This is a genomic window from Photobacterium aquae (genome assembly GCF_001029445.1).
Classification (GTDB): domain Bacteria; phylum Pseudomonadota; class Gammaproteobacteria; order Enterobacterales; family Vibrionaceae; genus Photobacterium; species Photobacterium aquae.
The window spans coordinates 74,099-99,206 of the sequence record NZ_LDOT01000034.1 but is presented as its reverse complement, the minus strand read 5'-3'; the positions used below and the strand labels follow the sequence as shown (position 1 = coordinate 99,206).

The window sequence follows — 25,108 nt, the reverse complement described above, 5'->3', positions numbered from 1 at the left end:
TTGTCACAGAATGTGAGGAAGGCTCTCAATAGACTCACCCGAAAATATAAAAAACAATCCCACTTCCCCCCCATAGCTTCAAATATATTAATACAGGGACTTTTCGTGAAATTTACATTATCTGCGGTTGCAAAGGCCGTGATTCCTCTGTGCTCGGCAATGCTTGTTGTCGGTTGTAACAACAGTGCTGAAAATAATGATAACTCGGGGACAGGAAGTAAATTTGTAACCTTGGCGGACAACCAAGCCGCGATCTATTTTCAGGCTCAAGACGGTGTGAAATCAACGGCTAATAACTACGACGGTTATAGCTTGTTTGTATGGAACAATGAGCAGTGTGCCAGTTACGCAGGGGAATTACCTAGTTGGGATAAAGGCCTGCCAGTGACAGGCGTAGACGAAGAGCTAGGGGCGTACTGGGTGGTCGAGCTGAATGCCGACCAAAGTCAGTGTGTTAATTTCATTCCAAGGGATTCAAGCAATAACAAGCCGCTAGGGGAGTTTGACGCGAAGTTGGATCTCAAGCAGGTTCATGCCCAGGGTAAATATGTATTTACCAAAGAAGGGATCGCCGCTGTGTTCCCAGAGCATATTCCGGCCTTGCCTGAAAATACGGCGCGGATCTACCTCAATATGGAAGATAAGGATATCGATGATCTGACACTGCACGTATGGAATGACGCGCAATGTGACAGTTTCGCTGGGGCTGATACCGCATGGGATGCAGGTTTGCCACTAACGGGTAATAGCGAGACTTACGGCGCGTATTGGGATGTAGCCGTAAAAGCGGGTAGCAAACCGTGTATTAATATCATTCCCCACCGTGGTGATGAGAAACCGTTAATCGAAAACGCCCAGTTTGATCTTTCTGCGGCGCAGCCTATCGGTATGGTTGCTTTCTCGTTTGAGGGCAGCTCGACGGTTCACTATACCCCGATGGCAGCGATGCCTAATGCGGTAATGAAAGGCGCTACTGCCCACTGGCTAGATCGTAATTTACTGGCAATGCCTGCTGGTGCCAGTTCGGTAGAGCTGCTGTATTCACAGAAAGCCGCAATCGCATTTGATGACCGTACAAATACTTTTACCGGTGTTGATAAAACAGTATCGGCAAAACCTTCCCAAGAGCAGGGCTGGAAAAGCCGTTTCCCTCAGCTGAGCCAGTTAGAAAGCTGGGCTCTGGATTTTGATACTGCGAAGGTTGATCCTAAATTATTGCTGAAAGGCCAGTTGATTGCTGTTGCCTATGATGCGGCAGGCAAGCCGATTGAAATTACCCAAGTTCAACCAGCGGAAGTACTTGATGCCATTTATACCGGCCAGCAAGGCGGGGCATTGTCACAGTCTTATGGTGCGATTCTATCGGGTGAGCAGGTTAACTTTGCCTTATGGGCACCAACAGCCCAAGCCGTTGAGTTGGTGAAGTACGACGCCAGCAAGCAGGAAACGGCCCGTTACCCTATGGTTGCTGATCAGGTCAGCGGCGCATGGTCACTGAGCTCGTCTGATTTTGCGTTTGGTGATTACTATCGTTACCGTGTCACGGTGTACCATCCAGTCAGCCAAAAAATTGAGACCTATGAAGTCACTGACCCGTATTCATTAAGCCTGTCGATGAATTCCGAGTTCAGTCAGGTCGTTGATTTGAACAACGAGGCGCTAAAGCCCGCTGACTGGGACGCGGTCACTCGGCCCGTTGCTCAGGCTAACCCGGCTAAATTCGTTATTTATGAGGCGCATGTCCGTGACTTTTCTGCCGTGGATGTATCGACCTTGCCTGAGAACCGCGGAAAGTTCACGGCCTTTACCCAAGCTGAGAGTGTGCCGGTTAACCATTTGAAAGAGCTGGGTGATAGCGGTGTCACGCACTTGCACCTGTTGCCAATTTTCGACATCGCCACAATTAATGAAGATCCGGCCAAAGTGGCCAATATTGATGAGCCGTTCAGTAAGCTGTGCAAGGTGAATCCTGCAGTACAGGAGTCATCGTTCAGCGGCTACTGCAACAGCGGCAAAACAATCAGTGATGTTTTTGCCGAGCTGAAGAAGGATGAATCCTCGGTGAAACCTATGGTTCAGGAATTGAACCAATTGGTCGCCCAGACTGATAGCTTCAACTGGGGCTACGATCCGTTCCATTACACGGTGCCGGAAGGCTCTTATGCCAGCAATGCCGAGGGTTACCAGCGAATTATCGAGTTGCGTCAGGCTATTATGGCTATCAAGAACAATATCGGTATGAATGTTGTTATGGATGTGGTGTACAACCATACTAACTCGGCAGGCCCAGTCGCTCGGACATCGGTGCTGGATAAGATAGTCCCTTGGTACTACCAGCGTCTGAATCCGATCACTGGCGGTGTCGAGAACTCAACATGTTGTTCTAATACTGCGCCGGAAAGGGCGATGTTCGAAAAGTTGATTTCCGACTCTTTGGTTGTTTGGTCACGTGATTACAAGATTGATGCATTCCGGTTTGACTTGATGGGGCATCACCCGTTGGATCAGATGCAGCGTTCGCTGGACGCGGTAAAAGCTGTTGATCCGGGGACCTACTTCTACGGTGAAGGGTGGAATTTTGGCGAAGTGGCCAATGACGCGATGTTCGTACAGGCAACCCAACCGCATTTGGGCGGCACCGGAATCGGTAGTTTTTCCGATCGCCTCCGTGATGCCGTACGTGGCGGTGGCCCGTTCGACGGCGGTGACGGTTTGCGCCGCACCCAAGGTTTCGGTAACGGGGCCTATGTACAGCCAAACGAGATGGATGGTGTTACCAAGGAAACCGCGCTGCATTTGGCGGATCTTACCCGTCTTGGTATGGCCGGCAACCTGAAAGACTACACCTTCGTTGATGCCAAAGGCCGTACTATCACCGGTGCTGAGTTGGACTACAATGGTGCCCCGGCGGGCTATGCCGTTGATCCGACTGAAATTCAGAACTACGTTTCCAAGCACGACAACCAAACGCTATGGGACAATAACCAGTATAAGATTGATTACAGTGTGACATCTGCCGACCGAGTCAGAATGCAGGCTGTATCATTGGCAACGGCCATGCTGGGGCAGGGCGTACCGTTTACCCATATGGGGTCTGAGTTGCTGCGTTCCAAATCAATGCAGCGTGATTCCTATGACTCTGGGGATTGGTACAACGTCGTTGATTTTTCGATGGCAGATAACAATTGGAACAAGGGACTGCCAAGAAAGGACAAGGATGGGGATAACTATGCCATTATCGAAAAGGTTATCGCTTCCGCTGGGAGTTTTGCGCAGCCATCTTCGAAAGATATCGCTACGATGGCTGAGTATTACAAAGAGTTGGCGGCGTTGCGTCAGCACTATCCGTTGATAACTTTGGGATCAGGCAAGGAAGTCAACAAGCGAGTTGCGTTCCATAACACGGGTAAAGATCAGATCCCGGGTTTGATCGTGATGTCCATCGATAACGGTACGGCAACTGGTCTGGATGTTGATCCGGCCGTTGACGGTATCGTTGTTGTGATTAACGCCTCGCCTACGGCACAGTCTGTCTCATGGCCGACACCTGTAATACGAAGTGCCCGCCATGTTACGGATCTTGCCGAGAGTGCCGTCTATGCCGATGGTAAGATCACTGTGCCAGCATGGACACCGGTTGTTTTTGAATTGCCTCGGGGGGATCAGCGAGGCGCAGGAATACGCGCCGCGCAATAAGTGCTTTAACTCTTTATTATTGATATAAGCCCTCGCAAGAGGGCTTTTTCATTGTAAGATAGCAGCTGTACGATGATAAACGGCTCGTTCATGTTTCATTCATTTTGGTTGCGATAAACTGCAGCCATACAGTAAGAGAGAAATAGTTGAGAGAAGGTTGGTTATGAAAAACTTTATTACTAGTGTTGCTGCGCTTGTCATCGGTTTTTTCACTGTTACGTTCGCAGCGGTAATGGGTCTGTTCATTGGCATTGCGGCACTGATTGCCAAGCCTTTCATTAAGCGCAAAGTAGAGAAAGCCTACGAAGAGGCACTGCAGCAGCAAGGCTATGCTAGCCACAGTCATTCGAGCCAGACGGGCTCGACCATCGATGGTGAGTTTGAAGATATTACTCACAAACCGGCCCCACAAGCTTCATAACAAAAACGCCAGCAATATTATTGCTGGCGTTTTTGTCTGTATCTATTCGGATTCCCATCCTTTCATTTACATGCCATTGATACACTCATTGAGAATGTTGTTCTGAGAGGCCATCGCCATATTTTTTTGGGGGGTTACTCGGAAAAATGCTGTCTAACGCAGTGAATGAAGTCTTCGATAGCTTGTTGGCTAATATTAAAACGGTATTTTTGGTTATTTTCTAATAATTCGAAATGCCCTTTGTCTTGGTAAATGCGGCTTAGAAAAACATCAAAAGCTTGTTGGCTACTGTTTCCTCCTAACATGACAACCCGCCCTACGGTATGCCTGTTGCCATTATGCCGCCAGTTGATGCTGAATACGTCGACAGGGGAGCCATATTGCATATAAGTGATATTGGTATAGCCTGCGGGGTGGGAGATATCTGCTTTCAGAGCAATATAACGGTTATCGGATTGATTATCTGAAATGAAGGCGATTTGTAAATTTTGCTGGAACTCATGCTTGTCATTTTTGATTAGGTGAAACAGATCCAACCGGCACCGATCTGAGCTCAAATCTGTTTCGCTAGTGGGTTTTATGGCTGCTTGGGATGACCACCCTACCAGTGCCGCATACAGCGTAATAGCACAAAGAACCGATATGTGACCCAACTGCATAGTACAACCTACTCTATGAGTATACGTAGGGAAAAGTATAGTGAGGGGGGGAGTATACAGAGTGTCTTAGAACAGACACCGGAAATGATTAAGCGCTCATTTTGAGCGCTTATTCCACCAGTTGGTTATTTTAATACTTGCATAGCAAATAATCCCAGAAGCTATGATAAGCCAAACAGCTTGTTCGGTGACGTCCATTTCAGCCATATTGAAATACTTATATTACCAGTCGGTAAAAGTATTATAGCGCAGTGTTTAGAAGCACAAATGTTAACTAAAGCACGTAAATTGATAATTTTATTTATGACCCTGTTTGCATACTGTTTATTTTAGGCATTATAGATTTTGGCCTTAACGACTCTGCGGTATTGGGTAGGTGTCATTTGGAAATGTTGCTGGAAGCGCGTTGAAAAATGGTGTGGGTCTTGATAGCCGACTTGTTCCGCGACATCTTGAATTGACATGCCGACGTCGCGCAGTAGTTGCTGTGCAGTTTCCATTCGTAACCTCTGTAGGTATTTATGCGGGGTTTCTCCGACCTGATCTTTGAATTTACGGTTGAAGGTACGCAAAGGGAGTTGGCAGTGTTCTGCTGTGCTTTGTGCCGTAATGTTCTGTGAAAGATTGCGTTTCATCCAGTCTTGGGCGAGGGCGATGGATTCGTCGAATTGAATTTGCCCGCCGATTTGATAAAACGGCTGGTGGTTTGTCTTTGAAATTTCATGGCCGAAATGGGTCTCTATCGTCACTGCGATTTTCTGACCGTAGGCTTGGGCGATAAAGTAGAGGATCAGCTCTGACTGTGAGTTGATACTGGTTGTGCAATATAAGCCATTGGCTTCTGTAATAGAGGCTTTGCGGTTGAGGATAACTTTGGGGTAACGCTGGCTGAAGTTGTCGTAATAATACCAGTGCGTTGTTGCAACGAGATGATTTAACAGCCCTGTTTCAGCCAGCCAGACAACCCCGGTCCCCGTTGCCACTAGATTTGCCCCTTTTTGATATTGCTGCTGTAGCCAGCGGATGATTTCTGGGTGTCGCCGAACCGACTGGAGTGGATTTCCCCACATTGGTGGCAATATCACCGTGTCGAACGATTGTTCATTATCATAGGTCGTGTCGGGTTGGAGTCGAAGTCCCGCGCTTGCTGCCATTGGCTCAAGGCTGGGGCCGACAACGGTGATATTCAGTGGTTTTTGCTTTTGTTGGGAGCGTGTACGAAGCCTTGAAGCACTACTGAGCATTTCCGCAGCAAGGGATACTCCGGTAATCAAGGCTCGGTCGTAGAGAAGGAAAGCGACATTTTTCATTTGCTAACTCGTCTTAATGGCATGCTTGGCATTTATGTCAGTGATAATGGCATAAATGCCAGATGAATGAACAGTGTAAATTGGTAATCTAATTGCAATTGAAATTGATGCAGTAGGTTTGGGATGTCTAAATTACCTTTGATTGTTGGCTTTGGTGGGATGAATGCTGCAGGGCGTAGCTCTGGATTCCATAGTTATAAGCGGATGGTTGCCGAGGTTTTGCCAGAAGATGAAATGGCAGCAACTTGGCAGGATCTCGCACTGCGGATGGGGTTGATAACTGATACCTCTCAGCAGGTTGATGCTGAGATCATAGAGGCAATAAAGGCGGGGACTCTGATTCGTCGAATTGATTCTTTCGATCCTGATAACTTGCTGTATCAATACAAAACGACATTGAGCAGCCAAAGTGACGAGCTGACCTTTAGTTTGCGTAAGTCCAAACTGCCGACTCGTATTCCCGATAATTGGGTTGTCGAAGAGCAGGGCAGCAAAGTCATGATCACGGTAAAAGGTGAATTGGACGCATTGCTAGAGGATCGCGTGAGTTATCCTGTAACGAGTGGCGGTAATATCCCAGCCGGATTTGATCCGGGCAAACTCTATAATTCACGTTTTCATCCACGGGGTTTGAAATTGGCCCTGTATGGGGCCTCAGATGCGTTGAACTCGCTCGGAATGGACTGGGAAACGGTTCTGTCGCATATCGATCCTGATCAAGTGTCGGTATATGCAGGAAGTGCTTTAGGGCAAATGGATGACGCATCATTGTCAGGGATGCTGGCCGCACCGCTGACTGGGGGCCGTGTCAGCTCAAAAATGATGGCTCTTTCTTTGGCTGAGATGCCCGCTGATTTTATCAATGGTTACGTTATCAACAGTATTGGTAGCACTGGCACCAATATGGGAGCCTGTGCGACGTTCTTGTACAACCTGCGTCAGGGAATGAATGATATCCAGCGTGGTACGGCAAGGGTGGCGATTGTTGGTAACGCAGAGGCACCAGTCGTTGCTGAGCTGATGGAAGGCTTTCGGGTCATGGGGGCTTTGGCGGAAGACGCACAGTTAATGGCATTGGATGGTACTGAAGACGTTGATAACCGCCGTGCTTGTCGACCATTTTCGGCCAATGCCGGTTTCACAATGGCTGAAGCCGCTCAGTTTGTCGTGTTGATGGACGATGAGCTGGCGCTTGAGCTAGGTGCCAATATTTATGGTTCGGTGGCTGATGTGTTCGTCAATGCTGATGCGAACAAGAAATCCATTTCGGCACCGGGCGTAGGTAACTATGTGACTATGGCCAAGGCCGCCGCGCTTGCCAAGGCGATTTTGGGTCAAGAAGGCCTGCAACAGACTTATGTACAGGCTCACGGCACGGGAACGCCGCAAAACCGTGTGACAGAGAGTCATATCCTCAATGAGGTTGCCAAGACATTTAATATCGACAATTGGCCGGTAACGGCAGTGAAATCCTATGTCGGCCACTCGATGGGGGCGGCTCCAGGCGACCAGTTGATTGCGTCATTGGGCGTATGGCAGTACGGCTGGGTTCCTGGTATCAAAACCATTGATCATATCGCCGATGATGTTCATCGTTCGCATCTCAATATTCTGACCGACCATGCGTTTTTCGGTGATAAGGGTGAGAAGATTAAAGCGGTAATTCTCAATGCCAAGGGCTTTGGTGGCAATAATGCATCGGGCTTGGTGCTTTCTCCAGCCCAGACGCTCCAGATGCTGGGCAAGAAACATGGTGACAGTGTGATGGCGAGCTATTATGGCAAAAACCAACCTGTCCGTGAATTGGCCCAAGGTAATGATCAGGCGGCGAGCCGTGGTATGGAAAATATTCGTTATCATTTTGGCGAGAGTGTGATGGACGAAACTTCCGTTACCCTGACTCAGGAAAGTGTACAGTTGGATTCTTTTGCCAAGGGCATTCCTCTTGCAACAGAAAACCCTTATGCTGATTACAGTTAATATTCAGTAACGGTAGCATAGATGGCAAATGTCATGTTGGTTGCAAACCTCAATTGTGACCGGGTATTACAGTTGGAAGAGCCGCTGTTGAGCGGTGGTCGGCACCATTATCAGGATGAAGGCCGTCGTTTAGGCGGCGGTGGGGCCAATACCGGGTTAGGGTTGGTCTGGGCTGGCCATAACGTGTCGTTGGTCAGTCAGGTTGGCCGGGATGAAACCGCAGACTGGCTGCTGGCTGAAGCTAGCCTTGTTGGGCTTAATTGCGCATTATTACAGCGTAACGACATTGTGACCCCAGAATTGTTATTGTTGATGACTCCTGATGGTGAAAGAACCATTATTCGGCCGGGCAGGCCTGAATTTGTATTGCCGGCTCCGCCTTCGTTTAAACGTTGGGATGCTCTGTATGTAAATTCTTCTGCCATCGGTATTGAGGCATGGGCCGAGATGGCGTTGGCCGATACGGATACTTTGGTTGTCGCACAGCTACCAAAAAGTGATGAAAGCCGCCCTTGCCATGTACTGATTACATCACGCTCTGACTTATTGGCTCATACCGGATTTGATGGCGATGTGTGGGGTTATGGCTGGCGTATTGCCGGAGAACATCTGCGGTATGTGGTTGTTACGGATGGCGGCAATGGCGCGACAGCATATAGTCAGGATGGCAAGGTTAGCGTACCGGCCCTGCCTGTGGATGTCGTTGATACGACGGGGGCGGGGGATAATTTTGCTGGCGGTATGATCCACGGTTTGCTGTCTGGGCATGATATTGCCACCTCAATGACAGAAGGTGCACAATGGGCTGCCTTTGCCGTTCAAACGGTCAGCTCGGTACCCGGGGACAATCTTCGCGAGTATTTATCGGAGTAAGCATAAGCTCTGTCAGAGATAATGAGGCTGGACAAAATAAAAAGGGGTAGCTATAGCTACCCCTTTTTTTGGTCAATTTGGCTTGCAATCGGCCAATAACTTACTTTTTAAGTGTTGTTACTTTAGAGCGGTTTAATACAGTACGGCGCAGGCGAGCACGGCGCTCGGCATCAGACTGCTCGCTAGGGTTGTTGGTGCGGCCTTTACGATCCTTGAATGCTGCCTTGGTGTGCATTTTTTCCAATAGGGCATCACGGCTCTTTGGCTCGTAACCGTCTAGCTGAACGCGGCGAATACGCTGTTTGATCAGATTCTCAACCTGAACCAGAGTCAGCTCTTCTTCGCGGCTAACAAAAGAAACAGCATGGCCTTCCAAACCAGCACGGCCAGTACGGCCGATGCGGTGTACGTAGTCCTCGGCAAGGAAAGGCATGTCGAAGTTAACAACATGAGGCAGACCTTGGATATCCAGACCACGGGCTGCGACTTCGGTTGCAACCATTACACGGGCTTTACCTTCTTTGAATTCGTCCAATGCGCGACGGCGTGCGCTTTGTGCTTTGTCGCCGTGGCAAATAACGGCCTTGATACCATCCAGTTTCAGTTCTTTAACCAGCTCATTGGCTGTTTCTTTGTAGTTCACAAAGACCAGAACCTGTTTCCAGTTCTTCTTGCCAATCAGCTCAGAAAGCAGCTCGCGCTTGCGTTCTTGATCAACTGGGTACACAACGTGGGCAACGGTATCTGCTGTTGCGTTTTCCGGGCTTACAGAAATACGCTTAGGTTTACGCAGAATTTCTGAAGCCAGTTTGTTCATCTGTGCTGAGAAAGTGGCAGAGAACAGCATGGTTTGCGGAGTAGAGCGAACACCTGACATGATTTGGCGGATATCAGCAACGAAGCCCATATCCAACATACGGTCAGCTTCATCGAACACCAAAAATTCCAAGTTAGCCAGTGATACATTGTTCAGATCCAAGTGCTCAAGCAGGCGACCCGGTGTGGCAACAAGGATATCCAGCCCTTGCTCTAGCTTTTTCTCTTGAGATGACATTTTTGTGCCACCGTAAATAGCGGCTGTTTTGATCTCTGTGTACTTGGTGTAGTTTTCAATGTTCTGCGCAATCTGGGCAACAAGCTCACGAGTCGGGGCAAGGATCAGTGCTCGAACATTGAAACGGCCGCGCTGCTTAGGTTTATCAAAGATCTGCTGGATGATAGGCAGTGAGAACGCAGCAGTTTTACCTGTACCTGTTTGTGCATTGGCAAGAATATCGTGTCCGCGACGAGCGTGAGGGATCGCTTGTTTTTGGACTGGGGTTAATTTCTCGTATCCGCACTCAGTGAGGGCGCGTACAATTTCCTGAGAAAAGTTTTGTGATGCAAATGACATTCTTTTTTCCTAAAGCAGACGGTTGGGCCTGAAAAAATATGGTCGGTGATTATACCCCAGTCACTGGAAGATGCTAGTTTAATACCAAATTGAATCATTTGCCCCAGCCGTCAGAATTTCTCGATGTTATTGTTTTGCCATGAACAGAGGGGGATTGTCAGTAATGATATTGTCTACCCCCATACCATACATGCGTTCGGCCTGTGATGGGTCATTAAGAGTCCACACCTTGAGTATTAGGCCCTGCTGCTTGATGGTTTCAGCAATCTCTGGGGTCAGGATCCGGTGGTCGATATGGATGCTAAACAGGTCGAGGTTCGCTAATTTGGCAAGGCGCTTGTTGTTCCACGTATCGCAAATATAGCCACGCCGTACTTCGGGTAGATGTGTCTGGCATAGCTGAAGGGTTGCGATGTCGAAGCTAGAGAGTAGTAGTTTCTCAGCAGGGTAGTTGTGCTGTTTGATGACATCAGCGATGGCGTCAATGAGAGGTTCGGCTTCTCGCGGGTGGTAAATTTTAATTTCTAGGTTGAGAGATAGACCGCGGTTGGTACAGAGCTCGAGGGTTTGTGACAGGGTCGGAATGGTCTCTGTTGCAAAGTGCGGGTCGAACCAACTTCCTGCATCAAGGGATTGCAGTTGTTCGAGGGTAAGGCTTGCGACCTTGCCTCTGCCATTGGTGCAACGGTTGACGGTTTTGTCATGGATAATAACAGGAATTCCGTCTTTGCTAAGCTGGGTGTCTATTTCAATCCACTCTACCCCGCAGTCGGCTGCAAGGTTCATCCCTGCCAGTGTATTTTCAGGTGCCAGAGCTCTGGCACCTCGGTGGCCGCTGATCATTATTTCCATCCAACGTGATTCATAAAAGAAACTACTGTACCGAGCTTTTGGGGGCTTGGGTAGTTATATTGATGATGGATGGATATTGTAGCGTCAATTGATATTTATGGTTGTTCGCCGATACCGATAAAGTAAGTCTTATTGCATTCTACACATCGATATTTTAATTGGAATCGATGGGTGATTTTCCGCTCGATGATTGTCCGCTTGACTCGGACACTATTATGATTCGATTGACAATTTTTGCACATACACCCTCCGTGGTGCTGGTGTTGGATTTATGGCGAGTATACGTCATATTACTGACGTTGCGTGTGATCCCTTTAACATATATAAGCAACTAGTGGCATTGTTTTTTGCTTGGCACTATTTTAACGACAATTTCTGTGACCTTGCGTTCTTTAAGTTGCTAGAGGCGAAATTGGGAAAGATGCTTTTATAGGAGTATCCCAAATGCGAGCTAAATCAGATATAATCGCCGATTCAAACTTTTCCGGCGAGTGATATAGGTTGTTCACGATAGTCAAGCCTGTGGTTACAGGTCGTGACCGACATACCGTGTTCATTTTTTGGTATTGCCGTGTGTTGCCCCGAGAAAAGTGCTCTATTACGGTGACTCGTGATCACAAGTTGCCGTCGATCAACTAAAGGAAAATTGCATGAAGCTGTCTGTATTAGATCAAGCGTTGTTTGACCACCTGTACCGCGATATCCGCGAATTCCGCAGTACATTTGATTTGGATATTGAGTCGCCATCAACCTTGAACGAGCAGTCAGATGCGTTGCACACATCATTGGCCGTCGAAGAGCTAACCGAACTGGCTGAAGCTGATTCTTTGGTTGAGCGAGCGGATGCTATTGTTGATTCGGTATATGTACTGATGGGCCGCCTTGTTCATTTGGGCGATGATAAGGTTGAGTCGAACATGGGTATTAGCTACCTGATCGATCTGTTGCTGCAAATTGCCCAGCGTTTGGGTTTTGATTTTGTGGCTTGTTGGGACGAAGTTCACTCAAGCAACATGAGCAAGGTATGCCGCAACGAGTCTGAATTTGAAGAGACTCAAGCTCATTACGTTAAGCAAGGTGTTGAAATTGTCGGTAGCGTAAAAGGCGAATACATCATTGCAAAATGTGGTAAAGACGTTGATCTAGGCGATAAGCTGATCCGCCAAGGTAAAGTATTGAAGTCAATTTATTACCGCCCTGCGGATTTGGTGAAATTAGTTACAGCGTAACAAAGCGTAATTCTTAGCACTTAGAATAGAAGCCCTGATAGTCGTACTGTCGGGGCTTTTGTTTTTGGTCGCAATCGAGTTAGATATATTGTAATTCCGTCTGATGGCGTCTTCTGGGTATAAACTTTAATGCAACGTGTCGGTTCGTCTCGGCCTGACCGTTTGTTTAGGCGGTGAGTGCAGGCTAAAGGATATAAAAAAATAAATGATGAGAGAAAAGATAGGCGAACAATGTACCGACAGCGCATTGGGTCACCAGTTATTTAAGATGACATGGCCAATGATGTTTGGTGTGTTGTCGTTGATGAGTTTTCAGTTGGTTGATAGTGCGTTTATTGGTCAGTTAGGGATATTACCGCTGGCTGCACAGGGGTTTACCCTGCCAATGCAGATGGTGATTATCGGCTTGCAAGTGGGATTAGGTATTGCCACCACATCCCTGATATCTCGGGTACTGGGACAGGGTGATAATGAACGGGCTAAGCAGCTCGGTGGTTTGGTGGTAGTTACCGGGGCGATCAGCGTATTTGCTATTTGTTTGTTAATCTGGTTTGTTCGAGCGCCTATTTTACAGCTCTTGAGTGCTCCACCTGAGGTCTACCCCGTGGTGGATGAATACTGGCCGGTATGGTTGTTGAGTTCATGGACAGGGGCGATGCTTTACTTTGCTTACAGTCTGTGTCGGGCAAACGGAAATACTATGCTCCCAGGTAGTTTGATGGTTGTGACCAGCGTATTGAATATGGGCCTTGACCCATTGTTCATCTTTACGTTGGATATGGGGCTGGTGGGGGCGGCATGGGCGACGGTAGCTGCTTTCGGTATCGGTATTGTTATTGTTTATCCCAAGGTGCTGGGAAAACACTGGATGAGCATGAACTGGCATGACCTTGATGTGCCAGCATCGATGAAAGAATTGGCGAATATTATGGCACCAGCAATGCTGAGCCAATTACTGCCACCATTGTCGTCTATGCTGGCAACCAAGTTGGTTGCTGGTTTTGGTGCGGCGACAGTTGCTGCATGGGCATTAGGCTCCCGCATGGAATTCTTTGCTATCGTGACGGTATTGGCTTTGACGATGTCAATGCCGCCAATGGTCGGGCGGATGCTGGGCAATGGGGATATGCCGCGTATTCAGGCCTTGATAAAGATAGCGGTGAAGTTTGTGTTGTTATGGCAACTTGCCATTGCCGTTTTGTTGTATATCTCTTCTCCTTGGTTGAGCCAGATGCTTGCGAGCGAGAAGGCAGTTTCCGATGTTTTGTCAGTCCACTTGGTATGGGTGCCTATCAGCCTGGGGCCGCTTGGCGTTTGCATGTTGATGGTGTCAATTTGTAATGCGTTGGCGATGCCGATGAGGGCGCTTGTCATTTCTTCGTTGCGTTTGTTTGTCTGTTTCTTGCCAATCCTATGGCTGGGAGCGCAATTACTGGGACTTAAGGGGATTTTCATTGGGGCGATGGTGGGCAACGTTTTCGCCGGAGTGCTAGCGTGGGTGTTATATCAGCAAGGCGTGAAGCGTGTAGCGGCGAAGTTCTGTCCAGATGCCTCGATCTAGAGGTGTCTTTGCCTCGGCAATATCGACAATGTACTTGATGAACCGTACAGTAAGTATGAATAAGCAGTTGAAGGAAAAGAGTAATGGCGACATTTACGGTTAATGCAAGCACGATGCATTATCTGGATCAAGGAACCGGTCCTGTGCTGGTATTTGGCCATAGTTATATGTGGGACAGTCGGATGTGGGCTCCCCAAATCGAGGCTCTGAGCCAGTCATACCGCTGTATCGTGCCTGACTTTTGGGGGCATGGTCAGTCTCAGCCTGCGCCGGTTCAGACTCGGACTCTGGCTGATTATGCCGATGATGTGCTGGCATTGCTCGATGAGTTGGAGATTGACGAATTCAGCTTGGTGGGTTTGTCGTCAGGCGGTATGTGGGCAACTGAAATGGTGATTAAGGTACCGTCTCGGGTTAGGGCGCTGGTTTTGATGGATACTTTCGTAGGGCTAGAGCCGGAAGTTGTTCATACCCAGTACTTCGATTTGATCAAGCAAATGGAAGCACAAAAGTCGATTTTGCCAGATACTGCCGATTTCTTTACCGTTAGACAGTTCGGGACGAGTCCGGTATCTGCTCTTGTAGAGCAATTCCGCCAACCGTTGCTGGCAGCCAATGGAGAACAGGCATTGGCTTTGGCAAAAGCGGGCAGGATGATTTTTGGTCGTCGAGATATGTTCGAAGATGCTGAAATGTTTGCACTGCCAACGTGTATTATGGTTGGAGCGCAAGACCGAATGCGCCCGGTATTGGAGTCACAGCTAATGCATGATGGTATAACGGGCAGTGAGTTTGTCTTGATTCCTAATGCAGGTCATATTAGTAATCTGGAGCAGCCAGAAATAGTGACCAAGCATTTAGAGGCTTTTTTGGCAAAGCATCTGTAGGCCTTACAAAAAAGTATGTAACGATGAATAAAAAGCAGCGAAAACGCTGCTTTTTGTTTTTTAGCTGGATGGTTAGTGGTCAGGCTGCAATTTGTTGTTTGTTATTAATGTTTTGTTGAATAAACGCAATCGTGTGGGCGTTGAATTCTTCAGGCTTTTCGACGTTGCAGACATGGCCACAGTTTTCAAATTCGGTCAATTTGCTGAATGGGTGACATGTCACCATTTCTTTGACGGGTTTAATAAACATGTAGTCTTTGTCACCCATCAGATAGAGGGTAGGGATCGACAAATCTTTTTCTTTGAAATAACGCATTAGCGGGTTTACGTCTGCCGCTAATTTAAACCAGCGTTTGAATTCCTTTTGGCATAGTTTCTTGGCTTCATTAACAAACAGAAGCCGTGATTCGCGCTGATTTTTCTGCGGCATCACGACATAGGCAAACAAGCGGTAGAGCCACATATAAGGGATGATATGCTTGCAAAGGTTGCCTGCTTTAACCAGAGCCTGAGAGCGGGTATTCAAACGAGTGACGGCTCCGCCCAGTACCATGGATGTGACTCGCTCAGGGGCGAGCTCAGCCAAATTCCGGATGATGATAGTGCCAAGGGAGATCCCGACAAAGTGGGCTGATTGAATTTTGAGATGGTTGAGAACCTGAACAATGTCAGTTGTAACGGTCTTGAAGGTATAGGGGTTCTTAACCATGTCTCTGAACATGTTGTTTGAGCGACCATGCCCGCGGAGATCCAGCAGCAGCAGGTTAAAGTGGGGCTTAAATGCTTTGAGTTGCTTGAACCAAATCGACGAGCTTCCCCCGGCCCCATGGACGAAGACTACCCAATCTTTGCTAGTAGGGTGCAGATAGGTTTTATGGAATAGCAATGAATCTGACATTGTTGGCCTTTCGTTGAGGGTGGTTGCTCAAACTGGTGATGATTTTAGCACCAGCGCTTATTTATTCAGACTCTGAATTGTTTGCAAATATTGCAGATTGGCGGTGTGAAAGGTATCAAAAAATGAACAGAAGATTGATGAAAAAAGCCCCGCAATTTGGCGGGGCAAGGCAAAAGACTCAGTGGCTTGGAATCTATTTTACGCAACAGGCGTAACGAAATAATGCAGTGGAAACGTTCGTCGTAGTTACAGAACTTGAAGCTGATCTACTTCAATCTCTGGTGTGTTGCCGCCTTCAAATTCACCAAATAGACGGACTTTAGTGTTGGCGTCGATAGCATGTGGAACAATGATGTCGTCATCTAGCTCGATTTGGATTGTGTCTTTGCCATCGCTGAAGATAAAAGTATCGGCGCTGATCTGCTTGATAAGCGTTCCTTCAACAACGGCTTTGGTTTCGGCAAACATGCTGTTGTTTTCCATTAGCGAAGCAACAGTGACGGTTTCTACAGGGCCGTTATAGCTGACAATGCGATCTTCTTTTTGGTTATGCTCACCAGCAAAAACGGCGGTAGGTAGGATGATGGCTGCGGTAGCGATAGTGATAATTGTTTTCTTAATCATAATTTGGTCTTCCTATGTGGGGTGTTGAAGTCATGTTGTCTTGATGGTTCTATTAAACACCCAACAGACTGAACTATTGATGAGTTGGATATTCAGATTCCGTTCATTTTCAACTTTTTGCGATCGTTAGGTGGATCGCGGGCTCGTTGGTTCTATCTCTCACATTTGTAGTTGGCTTTCACGAAAGTACTCGTTGATGGGGAAGCCATTCGCTAAAATGCCGCAATAGTTAAATGGCGGTAAAAAGAAGGGTTAGAAGTGGTAACGACAGAGTTGGTATTAGGCGGTGCCCGTTCAGGCAAAAGCCGGCTGGCCGAACAGTTGGCAATGGCGTCAGGGTTGAAGGTTGTGTATGTGGCAACAGCCACAGCCGACGATGACGAAATGGCCGAACGTATTCAGCGCCACCAGCAGGATCGCCCGGCAGAGTGGCTATTGGTTGAAGAGCCCGTTGATCTGGCGAGGGTGATCCGGACGTACAACAAGCCCGAGTATTGCGTGTTGATTGACTGCCTGACACTGTGGTTGACCAATTGTCTGTTTAATGATGATTTTCCTCAGCCTTGGGCCGAGTATAAATCAGAGCTGCTTGTAGCCCTAGCCGGTGCGCAATGCCGCGTTATTATGGTCAGCAACGAGGTCGGTCAGGGGATTGTGCCGCTTGGTCAGGTATCCCGCCAGTTTGTTGACCAGAGCGGTTGGCTGCATCAAGCCATCGCCCAGCAAGTCGATCGCGTTACGTTTGTGACGGCAGGGCTATCGCAGGTACTAAAAGGCCCAGCATTCGCATAGTCACCTCATCAAAGGGAGAGCATACATATGGCCAACCCAGAGCAAAACCAAGACGGGCAGGACAAAGCCGCTTTGCCGCATGGTGTTTATACGAGAGTAGACTTTTTAAGGCACGGCCTACCGGATGGACATGGCTGTTTGCGGGGTCATACAGATTTTGTGATAACCGAGACAGGAATGATGCAAATGGAGCAGGCGGTGCTTGGTTTGGATGACATCGAAACGGTGATCAGCTCTCCCCTTCAGCGTTGCAGCCATTTTGCGCAGTCTTTTGCTGAAAAGTGCCGACAACCCTTGAGCCTCAATCCCCAATGGATGGAAATGAATTTTGGTGACTGGGATGGCCAGAGCCATCAGTCGCTGTGGGATAAGCATGGCTCTACGCTGGCAAAATACTGGGAAAACCCATGGCTAGGTAACCCCCATGGTGGAGAGTCATTAGAGGCTTTTGATACGCGTATCGCTAAAGCATGGCAGTGCTTGCTTAGTGAGCAGTTGGGCAAGCGTCTGCTGGTGGTTACCCATGCAGGGGTGATGAAGCAACTCCTGCGGCTCCTGCTTGAACTGCCACAAAATGCCAATTATTTGCACCGCATTGAATTACCTTATGCGGCTCGTTACCGCGTCACGGTATTTACCGATCAACAAGGACAGCATTGGCCGCAAATTCAGTGGCCAATTCAGCAACAATTTTAAGTGAGACACTCATGCAATCTACCACTCAAGCCCTGATGGTTCAGGGGACTACGTCCGATGCTGGAAAAAGTGTATTGGCCGCAGGTCTATGCCGGGTATTGGCACGCAAAAATATCCATGTTGCCCCGTTTAAATCGCAGAATATGGCATTGAACAGCGCTGTAACGCTGGATGGTGGTGAAATAGGCCGCGCACAGGCCGTACAGGCGCAAGCATGTGGCATTGAGCCTACCGTACATATGAATCCGGTATTGCTAAAGCCAAATACCGATACCGGCGCACAAGTAATTGTACAGGGTAAGGCGCTGGCAGATATGGATGCAGTGGGTTACCACAACTACAAGAAAGTGGTTATGGGGCCTATCATGGAGTCCTTTGCTTTGTTGCAGCAGGAATACCAGACTGTGATTATCGAAGGTGCGGGAAGCCCGGCTGAGATCAACTTGCGAGAAAATGATGTGGCCAATATGGGCTTTGCCGAAAAGGCTGATGTGCCGGTGATTATCGTGGCTGATATTGATCGTGGCGGCGTCTTTGCCCATTTGTACGGTACACTGGCGTTGTTGTCTGAATCAGAGCAGGCGCGGGTGAAAGGGTTTGTTATCAACCGTTTCCGTGGCGATATCAAGTTGCTGGAAAATGGTCTGGAATGGCTGGAAGAGAAGACAGGTAAACCGGTTTTGGGTGTACTGCCATACTTGCACGGTTTGATGCTGGAAGCGGAAGATGCCATTAATGCCCAGCAGGTCGATAGCGATGAAAACCCACTGCGTGTTTCTGTTCCTGTGCTTACGCGGGTCAGCAATCACACCGATTTCGATCCATTGCGGATGCACCCGCAGGTTAACCTGCAATTTGTCGGTAAAGGGCAGCAAATCCCGCCTTCGGATCTGATTATTATTCCGGGAACGAAAAGTGTTCGCAGTGATTTGGCGTATTTGAAAGAGCAGGGGTGGGATAAGCAGATTGCGCGTCATTTGCGGTTGGGTGGCAAGGTGATGGGAATTTGTGGCGGCTACCAGATGCTGGGTGAGTCGATTGCAGATCCTGATGGCATCGAGGGTGAACCGGGCAGCAGCGAAGGGCTTGGATATCTGCAGACATCGACGGTGCTTGAACCCCATAAGCAACTCAAGCGCGTGACAGGTAAGTTGGTGATGCCAGAGCAGGCAGCGGTTGACGTTCGAGGGTATGAGATCCATGCTGGGGTGACGCAAGGCGTTAAGGCTGATGCGCCGATTATGTTGACTGATGGCCCCGATGGACAGATTGGTATTGATGGCCAAGTTTTCGGCACGTATTTGCATGGTATTTTCGAGCAGCCTGAAGCCTGTGATGCGATTTTGGCATGGGCTGGGTTGGAAGCGACTAAAACACCGGATTTTGACCTGCTTCGTGAACAACATATTGATCGATTGGCCGACACGCTTGAAGCACATATGGATCTTGGCAAGCTGTGGCCGGAATGGGCTGATATGTTTGCTACAATTAAATAACATATGCCCAAACAACCTTAAGAGACCTGTTTTAACGAGAATGTATTGATTTCTCAGCAAGGCATAGCGGTTGTGAATATGCAGGATGAAGAAAGACAAGAACCCTGAGAATGGATCTCTGAATCCTGCATATTGAGTGAGGCTGTTTGGGTAATTTGAAATTTGCAATAGTTTGCCAGTAGACAAACGTTGCTAAGAGGGTATGCGCAACAGGTTTGAACGCCAACAACAGGTCAGGGATGAATGAAGGCTCTGGCCCGTTTAAAAGAGGGATAAAGATGATTTTAGATGTCGCACCAAGTATCAAAACCCAACGTCTTTATATCCGCCCCTGGCATGAAGGTGATCTGTATAGCCTTCATCGCATTATGTCGAACCAGTCTGTGCATACCTATACCGAGGAAGAACCCTGGACCGAGGCGAAGGCCCGTGATGTGCTTGAATGGTTCAAGGCTAATCGACATGGCTGGCAGTGGCGCGGACACTATTTCAATTGCCCGTTGATATTGTCAGATTGTAATACCCTGATTGGCCGTGTTGGCTTGAACCCTTACGGTGACAGCGAGCATGACGCCGAAATCGAGTGGACAATTTGTGAAGACCATTGGCATCAGGGTTATGCAACCGAGATAGGTCGTGCAATTGTCGAGTATGGTCTGCGCGAGGGGGGATTCCGCCGTATTATCGGATTTACTTCTAACCGAAATATGTCCGCCCGGCAGGTAATGAAAAAGATCGGCATGGAGCATATTGGCGATAAGGAAAGGCACAACCATAAGCTGTGCGTTTTTGAAATCACCCGTTAGTGAAACGGGTGATTCTTCATTTACCGTCTGCGATGTCGCTGACTGTGTGTTTCCAGTTTGCCGAACAGCACAGAGAGTCCTAGGCATAGGAACAAATACCCTACGCCAACAAGTAGCCAGATCTCAAAAATCATCCCCGACGAGTTAGCTATTTCGCTGCCAACGAAGGTTAACTCCTGAATTGAGATCAGCGAGATGATTGAAGAATCTTTGACCAATGAGATGAACTGTCCCGCCAGGGGCGGTACGATCCCAGTCAGTGCCTGCGGGAAAATGACGTAGCGAAACCGATCCCAGCGAGATAGGCCCAAGGAGTCTGCGGCTTCCCACTGTCCTTTGGCTATATTGTCGATCCCGGAGCGTACGATTTCAGCAATGTAGGCCGCGGCAATCAGGCCTACACACAGAATCCCCGAAAACAAGTTTTCCCATAATTTTGCGGGTCCAAAAAGAATATTTTGGACGATATTGGTGTGCTCCGGGATATCGCGTAGAACGGATGTCAAACCAAGGGCTGGGACCAACTGACTGGAAATAAAAAAATAAAAAATAAAAACAAAGACCAGTGGGGGAATATTGCGTACCAACTGGATGTATGCCTGGGCAGGGAAGCGGATGATCGCGAGTGAAGATCGCCGAGCCAGCCCCAGAATGACACCTAGTATGCCGGCAAACAGCATTCCCCATAGGCTCAGGCGTATTGTTGCGATTACACCTTGAAAGAAATAAGGAAGCTCTCCGTCTTGGCCTTGGGTGAAGATCAGGTCAAATGCCTGGCTCCAGCGCCAGTGGTATTGGATCCCAATCGCTGAGCGGTAGTAGAGCCAACCACAAAAGAGACTGACAACGGTCAGTAAGATCCAGTCGAGCGCGTTGAGTGACAATAGGGCCGGGCGCTTTTGGCCCGGCATCTTGGTATGGTTGCTTAGTGACAAGGCTTACTGTCCTTTTGCAATTTGGTCTTGCCAATCAAGAGTGGTGAACCAATAGTCATGGCGCTCTTTGAGCCAACCATCTTCGGTACGAAGCAAAATCCAGTTGTTGAAGAAATTAAGCAAATCAAATTCACCTTGGCGAATAGCAAAGGCCTCAGAGCCGCGACTTAAACGTTCTTTAAATGGTAGGAATAGCTTGTCGCTGTACTGGATTGCCATTTGCTCAGGTTTCGGTGATGAAGCAAGAGATGCATGGGCGTTGCCGTTAAGTACTTCTTGGAATGCCTGCGCTTCATCGTCAAATTGGCGAAGTTTGGCTTTGGGGAAATATTTTTTTGCTGTTTGGACGGTAAAGGCACCACGGCGAACAGCAAGAGTGACGCTGCGTTTGTTGTAGTCGGCAATCGTTACCTTGCCATCTGCTTTGTCTTTGCTTGCCGCAAGTTGAACGCCTGAATGAGCATAAGGCGCTGTGAACAGAACGCTCATGTTTCTTGCCGGAGTAATGGACATACCGCCAATAATGACGTCGAATTTGCCAGCAAGCAGCGCGGGGATGATACCGTCCCATGCGGTTGGGATAAATTCGATCTTAAGTCCGGCATCGCTGGCAAGACGACGAGCGACATCAACTTCGAACCCGACCAGTTCGCCTTGCTTGTCACGCATGGCCCAAGGTACAAATGTGGACATACCGACTCGGAGCGTTCCGCGTTCTTTGATCTCTGTTAGTGCGCTTTTGTCAGATGCGATAGCGAGCGACGATGTCACTAGCGTAGTGATCGCCAGAAAAATGGATAATAGGCGCTTCATACTTCCTTTCTCCTTGTTTAGATAGTGGTATTTAGTTGTTATTGTTGCTGTAAATTATTTTGATACGTTGAGCTTGTGTTCGAGCCATGCTGCCAGTCCAGAGAGCAATAAAGTCACGCACAGATAGATGGCGGCGACAGTAAACCAGACCTCAAACGGCATAGCGGTATCTGCCACAATGTTTCGCCCTTCAGTTGTTAGGTCGAAGATAGCCATGACGCTAACAATGGAGGAATTCTTTACCAAAGAGACGGCCTCGTTGGTCAGTGGTGGTAATATCCTGCGGAAAACCTGCGGCAAAATGACATAGCGGTAGCTATCGATTTTGCTTAGCCCCAAGCTGTCAGCAGCCTCAAATTGCCCCCGGCTAATACTGAGTAATCCCGCTCGGAAAATCTCGGCAGTGTATGCTCCTTGGAACAACGACAGTGCCAGTACGGCGGTGGTGAATCGTTCTAGTCCTAATACTGGGCCGAAGACAAAATAGAGTAGGTAAATTTGCACCAGTAAGGGGGTGTTACGTATTAACTCAACATAACCGCGAGCCAGACCTCGCCCAACGATCGAATCTGACAGTCGAAGCAAGGCGGCGGTAAGGCCGATCAACAAGGTGGCAATCAGGCTGACCGCGCTGATGTGGAGGGTGACCATTAACCCTTCAAGTAACTCGGCTGGGAACCACTCACCGTCTTCGACAAACCATAAGTATTGGGGAATGCGATACCACTGCCAGCGGTAGTCCATTGCCTCGGCACCGCTTTGCAACAGCCAGAAAATAGCCGCGGCCACGAGCCCAATTTGTAACAATCCCGACAAAAACGGCTTTAGTATCTTTCGTATTAGTGGTGCTGTAGCCGAGCCAGAGTGGTGAGGTAGGCACGATTGTGACATAAGCGGCCTCAGTAGCTCAGGATCTGTTCAAGGAATTGCTGGGTACGTGGATGCTGCGGCGAATCGAATAGCTGGCTAGGAGGAGCCGTCTCAACGATTTCACCCTCATCCATAAACACGACGCGATCCGCAACTTGGCGGGCAAATCCCATTTCATGGGTAACGCAGACCATGGTCATGCCTTCGTTAGCCAGTTCTTTCATCACATCCAGTACTTCGCGGATCATTTCAGGGTCTAATGCCGATGTTGGTTCATCAAAAAGCAATATGTCCGGTTTCATGCATAAAGAGCGGGCAATAGCGACGCGCTGTTGTTGGCCGCCGGATAGTTGGGAAGGGAACTTGTCGGCCTGATGGGCGATTTGTACCCGTGCCAGATATTCCATCGCCAGTGCTTGGGCGTCCTGCTGCGTCATTTTCAGTGTCCGTTGCGGGGCAAGGGTCAGGTTTTCAAGTACTGTCATATGAGGGAAAAGATTGAAATGTTGGAAGACCATTCCAACTTTGCCCCTTATGGCTCGGAGATGACGCTTGTCGAGCGGCTGGCCTTCAACGGTGATTTCACCGCTATTGAATTGTTCAAGTCCGTTAATACAGCGGATCAATGTTGATTTGCCCGATCCGGATGGGCCGCAGATAACAAGGCGCTCACCGCGTTCTATAGTGAGGTTGATATTTTTCAAGGCATGAAACTGGCCATACCATTTATCGACATTATGAAATGCGATCACGGGTTCAGAAACCATCAGCCAACCTTTGTATAAGATAAGTTATTGAACTTATGTTATTGCCCTGAAAAGAGAATTACAAAAGTTTGTTTGAATAACCGCGATGATGAACGGTTTTCTCACCAAATGGCTAAGGAACTGATTAATTATCCACCGCAAAGAAAATATCAGTATTAGGTGAATTAGGGTTTGCACTTCACCTAGAATATGGATAAGTTAAAGTCAATTGGATGTTGAAATTACTGTCAACTAAAGTTGTAAATTATTATGTACAGTTGACGGGCCGTGAATTCAGGAAGTAGCAATGTATAAGACCGATGATGTACGTATCCGTGAAATAAAACAACTTTTACCTCCCGTTGCTGTACTGGAGCGTTTTCCAGCGACTGACAATGCATCAGAGACGGTGTATCAGGCGCGTACGGCGATTCACAATATGCTGAATGACGAAGATGATCGTTTGTTGGTGATAATTGGGCCTTGCTCTATCCATGATCCCAATGCGGCATTGGATTATGGTCGAAAATTGAAGCAGCTGCGTGATGAATTGAGTGGCGAACTTGAAGTTGTGATGCGTGTTTATTTTGAAAAACCGCGTACAACGGTTGGCTGGAAAGGCTTGATCAACGATCCGTATATGGATAATAGCTTCAAGCTCAACGATGGCCTGCGCATTGGTCGCAAGTTGCTGCTTGAATTGACAGATATGGGAATGCCGACAGCGGGCGAGTTTCTGGATATGATCACCCCGCAGTATATGGGGGATTTGATCAGCTGGGGGGCAATAGGGGCTCGTACCACTGAATCTCAGGTCCATCGTGAGCTGGCATCTGGGTTGTCGTGTCCGGTTGGCTTCAAAAATGGCACGGACGGCAACATCAAAATTGCCACTGATGCTATCGGTTCCTCTAGTGCCCCCCATCATTTTCTATCCGTTACCAAATATGGTCATTCGGCAATTGTATCGACCGCGGGTAATGATGATTGCCATATCATTTTGCGTGGGGGAAAAGAGCCTAATTACAGTGTTGAGCACGTTGCGGCCATTACTGAGCAACTGGAAAAAGCAGCGCTGAGACAGAAGGTAATGATTGATTTTAGTCATGCCAATAGCCTAAAACAGTTTAAGCGACAGATGGTCGTTGCTGATGATGTTGGCCAGCAGATTGCACAAGGGAACAAGGCTATCTTTGGTGTCATGATTGAAAGTAACCTGGTTGAAGGTCGACAGGATATTGTTGATGGTACAGTTCCGACATATGGGCAAAGTATTACCGATGCGTGTATCGGCTGGGAGGATACCGAACTTGTACTGCGCAAACTGGCTCAAGATGTTAAAGCAAGACGAAGCCTGTAATAACGACATATAGTTGATGAATAAATTAGCCCCGGCATCCTATTGCTGGGGTTTTTTATATGTAGCTCATGAAAAACCCGCATGAATTTTTATTCTGGAAATGTTCACTGTCCACGAAATGTATATCTTGAGTCGTCATGGTGAAGGGTAACTATTTGACTTTAAATGAAATAAATAAGAAGATTATAATCTTTCGAATAGTTTATTAGAC

Annotated in this window: 22 protein-coding genes; 12 read left to right on the top strand and 10 right to left on the bottom strand. The window is 48.1% G+C overall.

The window, feature by feature from the left end:
• The first annotated feature begins 159 nt into the window (after positions 1–159).
• Positions 160–3,696 (top strand): pullulanase-type alpha-1,6-glucosidase, encoded by a 3,537-nt coding sequence (gene pulA / locus ABT56_RS19875; protein ID WP_084722430.1) that lies wholly within the window; start codon positions 160–162, stop codon positions 3,694–3,696.
• A 163-nt stretch (positions 3,697–3,859) separates the two neighbouring features.
• On the top strand, positions 3,860–4,117 hold the full coding sequence (locus ABT56_RS19870) for a hypothetical protein (protein ID WP_047880656.1): 258 nt from the start codon (positions 3,860–3,862) through the stop codon (positions 4,115–4,117).
• A gap of 134 nt (positions 4,118–4,251) precedes the next feature.
• Here ABT56_RS19870 and ABT56_RS19865 read toward each other — a convergent pair whose 3' ends face one another.
• Both ABT56_RS19865 and ABT56_RS19860 read right to left on the bottom strand, forming a co-directional pair.
• Positions 4,252–4,653, bottom strand: a complete 402-nt coding sequence (locus ABT56_RS19865; protein ID WP_169753953.1) for a hypothetical protein — start codon at positions 4,651–4,653, stop codon at positions 4,252–4,254.
• Between the two features lie 452 nt (positions 4,654–5,105).
• Positions 5,106–6,086 carry a GlxA family transcriptional regulator gene (locus ABT56_RS19860; protein WP_047880655.1) on the bottom strand — a complete coding sequence of 327 codons (981 nt, stop codon included), beginning with the start codon at positions 6,084–6,086 and terminating at the stop codon, positions 5,106–5,108.
• Positions 6,087–6,209: 123 nt separating this feature from the next.
• Between ABT56_RS19860 and ABT56_RS19855 the strand changes: the two genes are divergently transcribed.
• Both ABT56_RS19855 and ABT56_RS19850 read left to right on the top strand, forming a co-directional pair.
• Entirely contained in the window at positions 6,210–8,066 is a 1,857-nt protein-coding gene (locus ABT56_RS19855) for a beta-ketoacyl synthase (RefSeq protein ID WP_047880654.1), read from the top strand.
• A gap of 21 nt (positions 8,067–8,087) precedes the next feature.
• Positions 8,088–8,939 (top strand): PfkB family carbohydrate kinase, encoded by an 852-nt coding sequence (locus tag ABT56_RS19850; RefSeq protein WP_047880653.1) that lies wholly within the window; start codon positions 8,088–8,090, stop codon positions 8,937–8,939.
• Between the two features lie 100 nt (positions 8,940–9,039).
• Here the strand turns inward: ABT56_RS19850 and ABT56_RS19845 are convergent, their stop codons facing one another.
• Both ABT56_RS19845 and ABT56_RS19840 read right to left on the bottom strand, forming a co-directional pair.
• The gene (locus ABT56_RS19845) at positions 9,040–10,332 is read right to left on the bottom strand and encodes a DEAD/DEAH box helicase (protein WP_047880652.1); all 1,293 of its coding nucleotides are present in this window, start codon (positions 10,330–10,332) and stop codon (positions 9,040–9,042) included.
• A 126-nt stretch (positions 10,333–10,458) separates the two neighbouring features.
• On the bottom strand, positions 10,459–11,175 hold the full coding sequence (locus tag ABT56_RS19840; RefSeq protein ID WP_047880651.1) for a glycerophosphoryl diester phosphodiesterase: 717 nt from the start codon (positions 11,173–11,175) through the stop codon (positions 10,459–10,461).
• 659 nt (positions 11,176–11,834) lie between these two features.
• Between ABT56_RS19840 and ABT56_RS19835 the strand changes: the two genes are divergently transcribed.
• The 3 genes from ABT56_RS19835 (at position 11,835) to ABT56_RS19825 (ending at position 14,861) form a co-directional block, all read left to right on the top strand.
• A complete protein-coding gene (locus tag ABT56_RS19835) occupies positions 11,835–12,413 on the top strand; it encodes a nucleoside triphosphate pyrophosphohydrolase family protein (protein WP_047880650.1) in 579 nt (192 codons plus the stop codon).
• Between the two features lie 208 nt (positions 12,414–12,621).
• On the top strand, positions 12,622–13,974 hold the full coding sequence (locus tag ABT56_RS19830; protein WP_240478365.1) for an MATE family efflux transporter: 1,353 nt from the start codon (positions 12,622–12,624) through the stop codon (positions 13,972–13,974).
• 83 nt (positions 13,975–14,057) lie between these two features.
• Complete coding sequence (locus ABT56_RS19825) at positions 14,058–14,861, top strand: alpha/beta fold hydrolase (RefSeq protein ID WP_047880648.1); 804 nt, start codon at positions 14,058–14,060, stop codon at positions 14,859–14,861.
• Positions 14,862–14,940: 79 nt separating this feature from the next.
• Here ABT56_RS19825 and ABT56_RS19820 read toward each other — a convergent pair whose 3' ends face one another.
• Complete coding sequence (locus tag ABT56_RS19820) at positions 14,941–15,759, bottom strand: alpha/beta fold hydrolase (protein WP_047880647.1); 819 nt, start codon at positions 15,757–15,759, stop codon at positions 14,941–14,943.
• Positions 15,760–16,005: 246 nt separating this feature from the next.
• Positions 16,006–16,380 (bottom strand): YgiW/YdeI family stress tolerance OB fold protein, encoded by a 375-nt coding sequence (locus ABT56_RS19815; RefSeq protein ID WP_047880707.1) that lies wholly within the window; start codon positions 16,378–16,380, stop codon positions 16,006–16,008.
• 261 nt (positions 16,381–16,641) lie between these two features.
• Here ABT56_RS19815 and cobU point away from each other — a divergent pair, with 261 nt between their 5' ends.
• The 4 genes from cobU (at position 16,642) to ABT56_RS19795 (ending at position 20,173) form a co-directional block, all read left to right on the top strand.
• On the top strand, positions 16,642–17,175 hold the full coding sequence (cobU, locus tag ABT56_RS19810) for a bifunctional adenosylcobinamide kinase/adenosylcobinamide-phosphate guanylyltransferase (RefSeq protein WP_047880646.1): 534 nt from the start codon (positions 16,642–16,644) through the stop codon (positions 17,173–17,175).
• Positions 17,176–17,202: 27 nt separating this feature from the next.
• Positions 17,203–17,871 (top strand): histidine phosphatase family protein, encoded by a 669-nt coding sequence (locus ABT56_RS19805; protein WP_084722428.1) that lies wholly within the window; start codon positions 17,203–17,205, stop codon positions 17,869–17,871.
• A gap of 11 nt (positions 17,872–17,882) precedes the next feature.
• Complete coding sequence (locus ABT56_RS19800; protein ID WP_047880645.1) at positions 17,883–19,367, top strand: cobyric acid synthase; 1,485 nt, start codon at positions 17,883–17,885, stop codon at positions 19,365–19,367.
• Between the two features lie 278 nt (positions 19,368–19,645).
• The gene (locus ABT56_RS19795) at positions 19,646–20,173 is read left to right on the top strand and encodes a GNAT family N-acetyltransferase (protein ID WP_047880644.1); all 528 of its coding nucleotides are present in this window, start codon (positions 19,646–19,648) and stop codon (positions 20,171–20,173) included.
• Positions 20,174–20,193: 20 nt separating this feature from the next.
• On the opposite strand, the gene ABT56_RS19790 is transcribed toward ABT56_RS19795, so the two are convergent.
• Genes ABT56_RS19790 through ABT56_RS19775 form a run of 4 tightly spaced genes read right to left on the bottom strand, consistent with a single transcriptional unit; the run spans position 20,194 to position 23,558 of the window.
• Positions 20,194–21,084 carry an amino acid ABC transporter permease gene (locus ABT56_RS19790; protein ID WP_047880643.1) on the bottom strand — a complete coding sequence of 297 codons (891 nt, stop codon included), beginning with the start codon at positions 21,082–21,084 and terminating at the stop codon, positions 20,194–20,196.
• A gap of 27 nt (positions 21,085–21,111) precedes the next feature.
• Positions 21,112–21,921 (bottom strand): transporter substrate-binding domain-containing protein, encoded by an 810-nt coding sequence (locus ABT56_RS19785; protein WP_047880642.1) that lies wholly within the window; start codon positions 21,919–21,921, stop codon positions 21,112–21,114.
• Between the two features lie 54 nt (positions 21,922–21,975).
• A complete protein-coding gene (locus ABT56_RS19780; RefSeq protein ID WP_047880641.1) occupies positions 21,976–22,812 on the bottom strand; it encodes an amino acid ABC transporter permease in 837 nt (278 codons plus the stop codon).
• Between the two features lie 8 nt (positions 22,813–22,820).
• The gene (locus tag ABT56_RS19775; RefSeq protein WP_047880640.1) at positions 22,821–23,558 is read right to left on the bottom strand and encodes an amino acid ABC transporter ATP-binding protein; all 738 of its coding nucleotides are present in this window, start codon (positions 23,556–23,558) and stop codon (positions 22,821–22,823) included.
• A 286-nt stretch (positions 23,559–23,844) separates the two neighbouring features.
• On the opposite strand from ABT56_RS19775, the gene aroG reads away from it, so the two are divergent.
• The gene (gene aroG, locus ABT56_RS19770) at positions 23,845–24,897 is read left to right on the top strand and encodes a 3-deoxy-7-phosphoheptulonate synthase AroG (RefSeq protein WP_047880639.1); all 1,053 of its coding nucleotides are present in this window, start codon (positions 23,845–23,847) and stop codon (positions 24,895–24,897) included.
• Positions 24,898–25,108: the final 211 nt, after the last annotated feature.